The organism is Aquimarina sp. AWH4_224 (assembly GCF_056160245.1).
The window spans coordinates 41,873-54,989 of the sequence record NZ_JBSWWU010000010.1 but is presented as its reverse complement, the minus strand read 5'-3'; the positions used below and the strand labels follow the sequence as shown (position 1 = coordinate 54,989).

At 35.1% G+C, this 13,117-nt stretch carries 13 protein-coding genes; 9 read left to right on the top strand and 4 right to left on the bottom strand.

Annotated features, from left to right (window positions below):
- Positions 1-138: 138 nt before the first annotated feature.
- Together ACXAGJ_RS18850 and ACXAGJ_RS18845 are read right to left on the bottom strand one after the other, a co-directional pair.
- Complete coding sequence (locus tag ACXAGJ_RS18850) at positions 139-936, bottom strand: tetratricopeptide repeat protein (protein ID WP_474841951.1); 798 nt, start codon at positions 934-936, stop codon at positions 139-141.
- Entirely contained in the window at positions 933-1,499 is a 567-nt protein-coding gene (locus tag ACXAGJ_RS18845) for an RNA polymerase sigma factor (protein WP_073315244.1), read from the bottom strand. Before ACXAGJ_RS18845 ends, ACXAGJ_RS18850 begins: the two co-directional genes overlap by 4 nt.
- A 105-nt stretch (positions 1,500-1,604) precedes the next feature.
- On the opposite strand from ACXAGJ_RS18845, the gene ACXAGJ_RS18840 reads away from it, so the two are divergent.
- From ACXAGJ_RS18840 to ACXAGJ_RS18820, 5 genes are all read left to right on the top strand, one after another.
- Positions 1,605-2,183 (top strand): hypothetical protein, encoded by a 579-nt coding sequence (locus ACXAGJ_RS18840; protein WP_474841949.1) that lies wholly within the window; start codon positions 1,605-1,607, stop codon positions 2,181-2,183.
- Positions 2,184-2,253: 70 nt separating this feature from the next.
- On the top strand, positions 2,254-5,013 hold the full coding sequence (locus ACXAGJ_RS18835; RefSeq protein WP_474841947.1) for a CHAT domain-containing protein: 2,760 nt from the start codon (positions 2,254-2,256) through the stop codon (positions 5,011-5,013).
- A 79-nt stretch (positions 5,014-5,092) separates the two neighbouring features.
- Positions 5,093-5,629, top strand: coding sequence for a hypothetical protein (locus tag ACXAGJ_RS18830; RefSeq protein ID WP_474841945.1), 537 nt, complete (start codon positions 5,093-5,095; stop codon positions 5,627-5,629).
- Between the two features lie 109 nt (positions 5,630-5,738).
- Positions 5,739-6,284, top strand: coding sequence for a hypothetical protein (locus ACXAGJ_RS18825; RefSeq protein ID WP_474841943.1), 546 nt, complete (start codon positions 5,739-5,741; stop codon positions 6,282-6,284).
- A 197-nt stretch (positions 6,285-6,481) separates the two neighbouring features.
- Positions 6,482-6,709 (top strand): hypothetical protein, encoded by a 228-nt coding sequence (locus ACXAGJ_RS18820; protein ID WP_474841941.1) that lies wholly within the window; start codon positions 6,482-6,484, stop codon positions 6,707-6,709.
- A gap of 65 nt (positions 6,710-6,774) precedes the next feature.
- On the opposite strand, the gene ACXAGJ_RS18815 is transcribed toward ACXAGJ_RS18820, so the two are convergent.
- The gene (locus tag ACXAGJ_RS18815) at positions 6,775-8,979 is read right to left on the bottom strand and encodes a RecQ family ATP-dependent DNA helicase (protein WP_474841939.1); all 2,205 of its coding nucleotides are present in this window, start codon (positions 8,977-8,979) and stop codon (positions 6,775-6,777) included.
- Between the two features lie 239 nt (positions 8,980-9,218).
- On the opposite strand from ACXAGJ_RS18815, the gene ACXAGJ_RS18810 reads away from it, so the two are divergent.
- From ACXAGJ_RS18810 to lptB, 4 genes are all read left to right on the top strand, one after another.
- Positions 9,219-10,184, top strand: coding sequence for a KpsF/GutQ family sugar-phosphate isomerase (locus tag ACXAGJ_RS18810; protein WP_474841937.1), 966 nt, complete (start codon positions 9,219-9,221; stop codon positions 10,182-10,184).
- A complete protein-coding gene (gene tatC, locus ACXAGJ_RS18805; protein WP_474841935.1) occupies positions 10,184-11,017 on the top strand; it encodes a twin-arginine translocase subunit TatC in 834 nt (277 codons plus the stop codon). The genes ACXAGJ_RS18810 and tatC overlap by 1 nt, the downstream gene beginning before the upstream one ends.
- Positions 11,017-11,364, top strand: coding sequence for a carboxymuconolactone decarboxylase family protein (locus ACXAGJ_RS18800; RefSeq protein ID WP_073315252.1), 348 nt, complete (start codon positions 11,017-11,019; stop codon positions 11,362-11,364). The genes tatC and ACXAGJ_RS18800 overlap by 1 nt, the downstream gene beginning before the upstream one ends.
- An 82-nt stretch (positions 11,365-11,446) precedes the next feature.
- A complete protein-coding gene (gene lptB / locus ACXAGJ_RS18795; RefSeq protein ID WP_474841933.1) occupies positions 11,447-12,193 on the top strand; it encodes an LPS export ABC transporter ATP-binding protein in 747 nt (248 codons plus the stop codon).
- 19 nt (positions 12,194-12,212) lie between these two features.
- On the opposite strand, the gene ACXAGJ_RS18790 is transcribed toward lptB, so the two are convergent.
- Positions 12,213-12,962, bottom strand: a complete 750-nt coding sequence (locus ACXAGJ_RS18790) for a CDP-alcohol phosphatidyltransferase family protein (protein WP_474841931.1) — start codon at positions 12,960-12,962, stop codon at positions 12,213-12,215.
- Between the last annotated feature and the right edge of the window lie 155 nt (positions 12,963-13,117).

The following is a 13,117-nucleotide window of genomic DNA, read 5'->3' as shown; positions in this document are numbered from 1 at the left end:
AGATAGTCAATTGCCAATGGTTTTTATGAAGTAAACCGAAGATATATTTTAATGTTTCGACACCTTTTGTTGCTATCCCATAGACGCTAATCTCCAAAAGTTAACTTTCATGAAAGTAAATCACAAAAGTTATCTTGATCAGATATCTTCAAGAAGTACTTTTGCTCGTTCAAAGTTATAATTGGTGCTGTCTGAAGTAATTTGTAAAAGTATTTGCTTTAATTTTTCCTTTTCTTCTTGTTTTAAGTACACCATAGCCCTGTACCAATCGGCTTTCTTACTTTGCAGTGTATGTGTTTTTTCAAGCAATTCGAATTCACCCAAGGCTTTATCAAATTCGGCTAATTCTAGATGAGCGACACCTTTATAAATGTAACTTAGTGGGTCTATAGTGTCCACATCGCTATTATGATATTTTGAAAACACATCTGCGGCTTCCCGATACTTCTTATTTTCAAACAACGTTTGCGCACTGTTAATTAGCTCATTTTCTTCTTCACCTCTGGTAATCATCGACGGTATTTCTTCTAATCCAATATTCTCTGCATAGAGATCATTATAATCACTCTCTGAAAACACAAAAATAGAAATGGTCATAAGCACAATAATAGAAGCGGCAATCCCCAAAAAATAAAACCTTTTATTTCCAGAATTTAATCGATTATTATCCATTACCTCCGTAATTGATGCTTTCAAAGACTTCGCCTCATCACTTGTAAAGAAATTTCTTAATTGCTTAGCCTCATCATTTTTCAAAGCCGTTTTATCTCCTTCGATCCAATCATTGTCATTATAGACTGTTCGCATATCTTTTTGAAGCTTTAATTCTTCGGCAAGAGTACTATCATTATCGACCCTCTCTTCAAAAGCTCTTCTTTCTTCCTGGGTCATGATATTATCAAGATATTTATCTATTTCTTCCAAAAAATTACTCATACATCTTTAATTTGCTTATATCTAGAGTCACTTTTAATCAATTTTGTTAACTGTGATTTACAATTAAAAATCCGTTGTCTTACTACATTATCCGAACTGTAACCCAATTTATCGACAATTTCTTTATACGGTACTTTTTGAAAGAAAAGGCCTAATAATTGCTTACAATTATCTGATAATTCCTTTAGCTTTTCCTGGAACAATTCCCACTTTTCTTGTTCCAAAACAGCCATAGTCATATCATCTTCTTCTCTTACTAGTTCTATAGTATCTGGTTTTGTTACTACGCGTTTTTGTTTTTTTAATTCTCTTCGCCATAAATTACGGCAAGCACCGTACAAATAGCCATCAAAAGAGCTTTCTATCACAAAGGATTTTGTTTTATATCTGGCAATGAGCTGCAGCAATGCTTTTTGGAAAACATCTTCGGCATCTGTTGGGTCTCCGTTGTTCTTTACAACAAAACTTCTAATCTTAGGAAAGACGGAGCTATACAACTCTTGTATGACACTGCTATTTCCTGAAGCTAATTCTTTTAAAAGATCTCTTTCTTCTGTGGGCATTCAATAAAAGGTCTTTATTTTTTTATTTTTTTTATTTTCGCGTGGTAACATTATTATGTAAAGGGAAACATACTAATAAATTAGAAAACAAAAAAAACATTTTTAATGAAAAAATCAGCTTTATTAATTTTGGCTGCAATCTTTGTAATTGGAATACAGAGTTGCTCTACAGACGATCAGGAGGAAATTTCCCCAGAGAATTTAACTGTTACCAAATTAGGATCAGGAAATAATAAGATAGGTACAGTAGAATGTAGAAAAGATGTATATGTCAATTTTGGCACTATGTCCCTAACCGAAAGAAACACGTTCTTTCGTAATGCCGAACTTGAATGGTACGGTACAGGAAACATATTGGTTAAGCCAACGGATTGCCCATATTTAGTAATGTGGAATGTACCTTGCTTACTCCTTTTCTCCGATGTCCCAACTAATATTGAAAGTGATGAAGATATTATGGATGCTGAAGGTAGTATGGCAACAACACAGGATGGCGGGTCTACCAATCCTTTTCAACCTAAATTAAAACCTACTCCTACTATTTTGGCAGGAAGTATTACTGACTATTCCGCATGCATAAGTCCTAATGAAGAAGACAATACGGATGATCCTTTTCTTATTGGTCCTCCAGATGACGATGATGATCAAGACCTACCAGGTTTACCCATAAGAAATATTCGTTAACAAAAATTTTAGTAATTTTCAATTTATTAATTCTCGACCCTACACATTAAACTCCTAGTTCAAATTATATATGAGAACCTATAAATTGGTATTTACAATATTTACGTATTTCCTGATTAATACTTGTATTGGTCAGGAAATATCTTTTACATTAGATTCTATTCATCAACTCCCTGGTAAAGATTATGAAAAACTAGAAACATACCACAAGCTTTTTGATTTACACGAAAAAAATGAGGATTATACCCAATTGGGCTCTGATGCGCATCAGGTGGGACGATGGTTATTTTATAAGGAAAAGAAATGGAAGGAAGCGCTAGCAGTTACTGAAATTGCCATAGAGGCTAGAAAAAAAGCCGACCCCTTTAATCCGGAGATGTTAAAAAGAAGTTATCATAATCACTCACTATTTAACATTATCAACCGTAGGCATAGTGAAGGGATTAAGTCTTTAAAGAAACTTTTAGCAGTAAAAGGTTCTGACTACAACCATGACAAAGCCTACGATTTGATAGGAAATTCGTACCGAATACTGGGAGACCCACATCAAGCACTAGAATATCAGTTATTAGCTTTTAAATACTATGATCCGGTAAAAGATAAAAGATACATCATATCTAATCATATTAATACTGCCATCTCTTATAGAAATATTCGAAATCCTGAGAGTCATGCCAAAGCAATAAGCCATTTATTAACTGCAGATTCATTGCTTAATACTTTGGAAAACCCAAGTATTCATGAAGAGTATGCGATCAACAATAATCTGGGAGAACTATATCACAAAACCAAACAGGAAGACGATAAAAATATCGAAAAATCCATCGCTCGCTATCTAAAAGCCATAGCGTTAGCCAAACAAATGAATAATCCTAGAAATCTAGCTCAAGTCAATTTCAATTTTGGAATGGTTTATTACAGTTTTGATTCAGTATTAGCTGAGGATTATTTCACCACCGCTCTTTCCTACACAAAAGACAATAAAAGCGCAGCTTATTTGATTCCCCGAATTTTTCAGGGGCTGGGTTATTCAGCTTTTACACAAGCAAACTACTCCAAAGCTCATGAGTATTTCTGTCAATCATTTTCAGAATACTTTAATCGAAAAATAACTGATCCTCAATGGCTTCCTAAAAAAAAAGATTTTGAGCTTATTTATATTAGAGACAAGTCCTCTTTTCTTGAACTATTAAAGGTGAAAGCCCAAACTTACATAGCTCAAGCTAAAAAAGAAAACGACAATATTTCTTATCAAAATGTAATAGAAACAGTAAAAACTGCCGATGCATTTACGGATTATGTAATGAACGAAAACTTGTCCTATCGTTCCAAACTTACATGGAGAAGTTTGGCCTCCCAAATATTCGCTATTGGACTTGAAGCATGCTACCAATTAAACGATAAGGAAACTGCGTTTTTCTTTATGGAAAAGAACAAAGCACTGTTATTGACTCAAGAGGTTACCAAAAACAATATTCATCTGCCTGATACTATTCTAGAAAAAAAGAAAAAACTGGAAAATAATGTTATTCGTCAACAAAGACGTTTTACTAACGCCTCAGATACCAAAAAAGATTCGATCAGTGCTGTTGTACTAGCTCAAAAAGAAATGCTACAGCAATTTAAAGATTCATTGTCTTCTATATACCCAGCATATTCAAATACCACAGTTAACCCCAAAACACTACCATTAACCACGATAAGACCTACAAAAGATGAAGCGATTATTCAATACACCATAGCAGAATCCATTGCTCTTACCGTTCCTCAAACTTTTGGTATCGCAATTACGGATAATGATACACATTTTTTTAAGGTTAATGACCCTAAAAAGCTCTTGGATAATATATACGATTTGAGAAAACGATTAGATCAACCGTTTCGAACTCCAACAGATATTTCTTCTTACAAAGAAGTAGCTTATGAACTATGTAATCAGCTTTTCCCTGAAAAAGTAAAAAAACTATTAAAGAATAAAAAAGTAACTATTATTCCCGATCGCCAATTAAGCTTTATTCCATTTGAAGCTCTGGTTACCAATAGAGATAGTGGAACATACTTGATTGAAAATACGGAAATAAACTATGTATACTCTTTATCCTTTCAAAAAGAAAATGCAACTATAAATAGACAACATGAAAATGAGTTTTTGGGTGTAGCACCCATTAATTTTACCAATGGCCTTTCTACGCTATCAAAAAGCAAAGATGAAATTGATACTGCTCAAGAATATTACCAAGGTTCTTCCTTATTGAATGAACAGGCCATCAAGGAAAATTTTATGGAGAAGGCAAGTAAATACAAAATTTTACATTTGGCTACGCATGCAGATGCTTCTGATTCCATTGCCCCCTGGATTGCCTTTCATAATACTAAATTAACGGTGGATGAGATTAACGTCTCTAAAACTAATGCAGAATTGGTAGTACTCAGTGCTTGCAATACCTCGTTAGGAGAGATTACACATGGCGAAGGAGTATTAAGCCTAGCTAGAGGTTTTTTTGCTTCAGGAGCTAATACTGTAATTCCTTCTTTATGGAGCACTAATGATAAAACAACAGCTACCATTACTTCAAATTTTTATAAAAATTTAAGTGACGGAAAGACTAAGTCCGAAGCCCTACGTTTAGCGAAATTGGATTATCTAAAATCCAATATCGATGCCGAAGCATCTCCATATTATTGGGCTCCATTAGTACTAATAGGAGATACAACTACCTTACTACCGGCAACTAATTATTGGATACTGTTTATGGGTATTACTGCTACGATACTGATATTCTTGATATTCTATTTTAGAATTTATAAGAAAAAAGCAAGAAATTCTTAAAAAATGTTAATTTCGCGTGGTAACATTTTTAGGTTTGGGGAAACCTAATGATAAATACGGAAAACAAAAAACACATCCTATGAAAAAATTAATTGCATTAAGTTTTGCTGTGCTATGTATTTTTGGAATACAAAGTTGTAGCATAGATGAACAAGAAGACATTGTACCACAAAAAATTACTACAATACAAAACAAACAAACAAAAGCTCCTACGCTACTTGAATGTAGAAAAATCATTTATGTCAATTTTGGTGATAATATGTCAAGTGCCGATAGAGAAAAATTTAGAATCATTGCCAAGCATCGGTGGTATAATTCTATTCTTGTAGCAGAAACTTTATGTTCGAGGGTCGAAGTATGGGAAGTCCCCTGTGAACTATATTTCAGTCCAAAAAACGATGAAGGAAAAAACGTGGTTATTGATGCCGAAGAGAGTATGGAAACACTCAATGATGGTGGAAGTGCACAACCCCCTTACATTTATCCGGCTCCAAAGTTTGAGCCTAGTAATTTCAATTTAATTGTATGCACTAATTCTCCAAATCCTATAATTATCACAGATGGAGATGAGGATGACGACATAGGTGATAACCCTATTGGAATACCATTACACTAGTATAAAGCAATAAAAGAAAAAAGAGTTCTTAAAAATGTTAATCATACGTGATAACATTTTCAGGTTTGAGGAAACCTATGGATAGACATGGAAAACAAAAACACATCCTATGAAAAAATTAATTGTATTAGGCTTTGCTGTGCTATGTATTTTTGGAATACAAAGTTGTAGTATAGATGAGCAAGAAGGCATTGCACCACAAAAAAACACTACAACAGAAATAACGGAAGTTGAAAGTCATAAATCATCGGGCTTGACAGAATGTAGAAAAACCATTTATGTCAATTTTGGTGATATGTCGGAATCCGAAAAAAGCGACTTCAGAAAATTAGCTAAGAATCGATGGTATATTTCTATAGTAGTAGAAGAAACTTTATGCACTAAAGTGGAACGATGGAGCATTCCTTGTGCTCGGTTTTATAAGCCAAGAAACGATGAAGGAAAAAATGTAGTTGTTGATGCAGAAGAAAGCGTCGCTACCCTTAACGATGGTGGAAGCGTTCCTCCATACTCTGTTCGACCTCCAAAGTTTGAACCTAGTAATTTTAATTTGATTGTATGTACTACACCTCCAAATCCTATAACAATTACTGATGGAGATGATGACGATGATGTAGGGGACAGCCCCATTGGAATCCCACTAAACAGCTTTTAACAATAAAAAATAACTAAAAAACCGACTGCATATACAGTCGGTTTTTTTATGGCTTCAGATTTACATTAAGGAATACAAATAAACGTAGTAACATTTCATGATTTGATGAACGATACAACAGATAGTACTATCATAGACATACATCTTGAGTGTCTCTAAATGTTCAAGCACTTATCATTTTTTAAAACATTAAAATCATGAAGAAAAAAAAGTTAGACGGTTTATCACTAAAGAAAAATGTAATTTCTAGAATTGGTAGAAACTCTATTAAAGGCGGAGGCAATGATTCCAATCAATCTATATGTGATTGTGGCTCAGGAGGCACTGTGGTTAATCGAACAAAAACATGCTTTAGTCAGGGAGAAGATTGTGATCTGATAAGAGAAACTAAAAAATGTGAATCTGTTGTTATCCACTGTCTATAATCTAAATTTAAAAAATAAGGCTGTCTATATAGACAGCCTTTTATATATATTTTTATCACAAAACTCTAATTCGCTACATCACTAATAAATTTGATTCGATATAAACGAAGTTCTTCATCATCGTAGTCTCCATCAAATTCTTCGATAGCTAAGTCTATTTTGTCATTCTCTGCTTCTAAGAAGTACTCATGAATTTCTTCTTGCTGATCTTCATCCAAAATTTCATCAATCCAATAGGTGATATTCAATTTTGTACCACTGTATACGATCGCTTCCATCTCCTTAATAAATTCTGGCATTTGCATACCCTTGGCAGATGCGATATCATCAAGAGGTAATTTGCGATCCACATTCTGAATAATGTATAGTTTTAAACCGCTATTGGCTCCTGTGCTCTTTACTACGAAATCATCTGGGCGAACAATTTCATTTTCTTCTACATACTTTTCAATAAGGGCAACAAATTCCTTTCCATACTTTTTTGCCTTCCCTTCTCCTACTCCATGTACATTACCTAATTCTTCTATAGAAACAGGATATTTTAATGCCATATCCTCTATAGAAGGATCCTGAAACACGACAAAAGGAGGTACTCCGAGCTTTTTGGCTACACTCTTTCGCAGATCCTTCAACATACCTGCCAATTTCTCGTCACTACTTCCTTTTCCTCCTCCTTTGGCAGCGGTTATAATCGTATCATCTTTGGTTTCGTCATATATATGATCCTCGGTCATCATAAAACTTGAAGGTGACGTAATAAAGTCTTTTCCTTCTTTGGTCATCCGTATAATGCCATAGGTCTCTATATCCTTTTTTAGATATCCAGCAACCAATAATTGTCTGGTCAGCGCCATCCAATATTTATCTTCTTTGGCTTTACCGCTACCAAAAAAATCCTGTTGGTGTGTCTTATGAGAAATAATTAATGCATTACTCTTACCGATAAGTGTGTTTACCAAGTCCTTGGACTTGTATATCTCTCCGGTTTTGCTCACTACTTCTAAGAGTAGTCTGGCCTCGTCTTTGGCTTCGTGCTTTTTCTTCGGATTACGAACGTTATCATCCATATCTGCTCCTTCTCCATTCACCTCATCAAACTCTTCTCCAAAGTAATGTAAAATGAATTTACGTCGCGATATAGAGGTCTCTGCAAACGCCACAACTTCCTGAAGCAACGCATGACCTATTTCCTGCTCTGCTACTGGTTTACCGCTCATAAACTTCTCGAGTTTCTCGATATCTTTATATGAGTAGTAGGCCAGACAATGTCCTTCTCCGCCATCTCTACCAGCACGACCTGTTTCCTGATAATAACTTTCTATACTTTTAGGAATATCGTGATGAATTACAAATCTCACATCCGGTTTATCAATTCCCATCCCAAAGGCAATAGTGGCCACCACAACATCCGCATCTTCCATCAAAAACATATCCTGATGCTTTGCTCTAGTCTTGGCATCTAGCCCTGCATGATAAGGCACTGCTTTAACTCCGTTGACCTCTAATGTTTGTGCTAGCTCTTCAACTCGTTTTCGACTTAAGCAATATACAATACCGCTTTTACCCGAATTTTGTTTTACAAAACGAATAATATCAGCATCTACATTTTTTGTCTTTGGACGGATTTCATAAAAAAGATTAGGACGGTTGAAAGAAGCTTTAAATGTCTGAGCATTGCCCATCCCTAAATTTTTAAGAATATCTTCCTGCACCTTGGGAGTTGCTGTTGCCGTAAGGCCAATGATAGGAATATCCTCTCCGATCCGTTTTATGATATTTCGCAGATTTCTATATTCTGGCCTAAAATCGTGCCCCCACTCACTAATACAGTGGGCTTCATCTACCGCTAGAAAAGAAATTTCCTGGGATTTTAAAAAATCTACGTATTCTTCTTTGGTTAACGACTCTGGAGCGACATAGAGTAGTTTTGTCACACCACTTTCGATATCTCCTTTTACCTTTTTTACCTCTGATTTATTCAACGATGAATTTAAGACATGGGCTATTCCTTCTTCTGCAGATATACTTCGGATAGCATCCACCTGATTTTTCATCAAGGCGATCAAGGGAGATACGACAATTGCCGTTCCTTTACACATCAATGCTGGGAGTTGGTAACATAGGGACTTCCCACCACCTGTAGGCATAATTACAAAAGTATTTTGCTTGTCAAGAATACTTTTTATTACCTTTTCTTGTAATCCTCTAAATTGACTAAAACCAAAATACTTCTTGAGGGCATCTTGTAAGTCAGTTTCATTCACACTCATTAAATCCTTAAACTTTTATAAACCAATTAAATAAAGATTTCACTAACACTAAAATCTATCTCCCCAATAACAGATTTAAGTGGATAATTTCAATTACAGTATTAAACTGTCAAATATAAGGAAATCATAAATTATAATCCTTTTTTTTGACAGTATTTAAAATTAATAAGGTATTACATACCTTTGCGTAAATTAAAGATAATAAATTCTTTATTTATAACATGCAAATTTTTTAAATTTTGAATACCCAAGACACCATAATTTCTTATGCTAAAAAAACCATAGCAGAAGAAGCACAAGCAATAGCTTATTTAGAGGAATTAATCGACGAAGAATTCGCAAAAGCTGTAGAAACTATACAAAACTCAAAAGGCAGAGTGATCATAACGGGTATTGGCAAAAGTGCTATTATAGCGACCAAAATTGTCGCTACGATGAACTCTACGGGTACTCCAGCGGTATTCATGCATGCGGCAGATGCCATACATGGAGATTTGGGAAATATCCTAAAAGACGATGTTGTAATTTGTATTTCCAAAAGTGGAAATACACCAGAAATAAAAGTGCTTGTCCCGCTGATCAAGAATTTCAAAAATCCGTTAATCGGTATCACTGCAAATAAAAATTCATTCTTAGGACAGGAAGCCGACTTTATACTGCACGCCTATGTAGATAAAGAAGCTTGTCCAAATAACCTGGCTCCTACCACAAGTACAACAGCTCAGTTAGTAATGGGAGACGCCTTGGCGGTATGCCTATTGCACTTGCAAGGTTTTTCGAGTAGAGATTTTGCAAAATACCATCCGGGAGGAGCATTAGGAAAGAAATTATACTTGAGAGTAAGTGACATTACCTCAAGAAACGAAAAACCGCAGGTTTCTCCAGACTCAAACATTAATGAAGTTATTGTAGAAATGACCGAAAAACGACTAGGAGCAACCGCAGTCGTTGATCAGGAAAAGATTATTGGTATCATTACTGATGGTGACCTCCGTCGAATGTTGACGACCAACACTTCTTTTGATGGTCTTACGGCAAAAGATATCATGTCTCCTAACCCTAAAACAATAACAAATACTGCTATGGCGGTTGATGCACTCGAAGTATTGGAAGAAAATTCCATTTCGCAATTATTGGCCGCAGAAGAAGGTAAATATAGCGGTGTAGTCCATATTCATGATTTAATGCGAGAAGGAATTTTATAATGGCAACAGATACGCAAAAAGATCCACAATCCATGTCTTTTCTGGATCATCTAGAAGAGTTACGTTGGCACCTCATAAGAGCAACTATGGCGGTTTTGATAGCAGCTATCATTGCATTTGTAGCTAAGGAATTTATTTTCGACGTTCTTATTTTTGGTCCTAAGAAACCAGATTTCCCCACCTACAAAGGACTTTGTAATTTATCTAAATTATTAGGCTTGGATGATAGCCTTTGTTTTAAAGAATTACCATTTAGTGTTCAAAGTAGAAAAGTAGCTGGACAGTTTTCTGTTCATATCTGGACCTCGATTACTGCCGGTTTCATCATAGCTTTCCCTTATGTTCTGTACGAATTTTGGAAATTTATCGCTCCGGCGTTATATGACAATGAGAAGAAATATTCAAAAGGATTTATCATCATTTGTTCGTGGCTATTCTTTCTTGGTGTTCTTTTTGGGTATTACGTAATTACCCCACTATCCATTAACTTTTTGGGAGGCTATCAAGTAAGTGCCGAGGTTTTGAACGAGTTTGATATCGACAGCTATATTGCTTTGGTAAGAGCTTCTGTAATCGCCTGTGGATTGATCTTTGAGTTACCTGTAATCATGTTCTTTTTGACCAAAGTCGGGCTGGTTACTCCCGAATTTTTAAGGAAGTACAGAAAATTTGCATTAGTTATCGTACTGATCTTATCTGCAGTAATTACGCCCCCTGATATCGCAAGTCAGGTGATCGTAGCGATTCCGATTATCATATTATACGAGGTAAGTATTGTTATCTCAAAAATTGTTATTAAAAAAGAAAAACAAAAACTACAAAAACAATCCTAATGAGCAATATCGTTGACGAATTTAACGCTTACAGAGAAAAAATGAATTCTCGTATCCTGGAGGATAATAACAAAGTGATAAAGAGAATATTCAATCTAGACACCAACGCTTATATGGAAGGAGCATTGTCTGTAAAAACCAAAGAATTGTTGGGTCTTGTTGCTTCTGCAGTATTACGTTGTGACGATTGTGTTCGTTATCATTTGGAAACCTGCCATAAAGAAGGTCTTTCTAAAGAAGAAGTAGCAGAAGCCTTAAGTATTGCTACATTAGTAGGTGGTACTATTGTCATTCCTCATTTACGAAGAGCTTATGAATTTTGGGATGCATTAGAAGCTCAGAAATAACAAATACTTGTTGTTTGAAAGAATAATGTAAATTTACAGGCCATTTGTAGCAACACCCCAAAACTAAAGAAGTCATTCTATTATGAAACTGAAAGCAGATAACTTAGTAAAATCATATAAGGGAAGAAAAGTAGTAAAAGGAATTTCTCTTGAAGTGAATCAAGGTGAAATTGTTGGATTACTGGGTCCAAATGGAGCAGGTAAAACCACCTCTTTCTATATGATTGTGGGCTTGGTGAAGCCAAATGGAGGAAAAATAACCTTAGACAATACCGATATCACCAAATTCCCTATGTATAAACGTGCTCAGAACGGAATTGGATATCTGGCTCAGGAAGCTTCGGTTTTTAGGAAATTGAGTATCGAAGACAATATTCTAAGTGTTTTACAACTGACTAAACTTTCCAAAAAAGAGCAGCACGACAAAATGGAAGCTCTTATTGAAGAGTTTGGTTTAGGTCATATCCGTAAAAACCGAGGAGACTTACTAAGTGGTGGAGAAAGACGTAGAACTGAAATCGCTAGAGCTCTAGCTACAGACCCTAATTTTATTCTCCTTGACGAACCTTTTGCCGGTGTAGATCCTGTTGCTGTAGAAGATATTCAGCGTATCGTAGCGCAATTAAAGGATAAAAATATCGGAATCCTGATCACGGACCATAACGTACAGGAAACTTTAGCGATCACAGATAGAACCTATTTGATGTTTGAGGGAAGTATTCTAAAAGCAGGAATCCCTGAAGAATTGGCAGAAGACGAAATGGTACGAAAAGTATATCTTGGTCAAAATTTCGAATTAAGAAAAAAGAAACTGGACTTCAACAATTAATTTTCATTTTCAGCAAAGGTTATTTATCCTTGAATACTAAGGACAAAAGGATATACATCAAGATCACCAAAGGAATGGCAATAAATTGAAGTACCACTATCAAAATAATCGTTAATATCAGAAAAATATATCGGGTTACATTCTCTTTTAAGCCCCAAGTCTTAAACTTCAACGAAAACAAACGAATTTCTGCGTTTAGCAAATAACAGCTTAATATAGTAACTCCTATCAAAAACCATATATTCAATATGATTTCTGAAATCCAAAGTTGTTGTTGAAACTTAAGAATAAGTGGTAAACTTATAATCAGTAAGGTATTTGCAGGAGTGGGCAACCCAATAAAAGAAGTAGTTTGGCGCGTATCTATATTAAATTTGGCCAAACGATAAGCAGAAGCCAAGGTAACCAACAACCCTAGCAAGGATAGATATGACATACCTATCTCTTTAAAAGTTTCATTCGACCCCCAAGAATCCGTAACATCATGAAATGGAGCCCCTACCACTTGAGATAACAAGTGATACATTACAATTCCAGGAACCAAGCCACTAGTCACCATATCTGCCAAAGAATCTAATTGTAGTCCCAAATCACTTTGTACGTTTAGCATCCTCGCCGCTAACCCATCAAAAAAATCGAATCCGATACCCAAAATAACAAACAAAGCTGCATACTCTAATTTTCCGTTGACAGCAAAAACTACCGCAATACAACCACAAAAAAGGTTCAATAAAGTAATACAATTGGGGATGTGCTTTTTTATTTGCATGAATTTTGGATTTGGTGTAAAAATAACAAACTATTTTATCTATACACCAAGAATGAACACATGAAGTAAGCTTAACAAAAAAGAAGTATTCTATTTTCTTATTTGTAACGAAATAAGTTTATTTTCGTTATCATATATTATCGTGTATTCTTCTT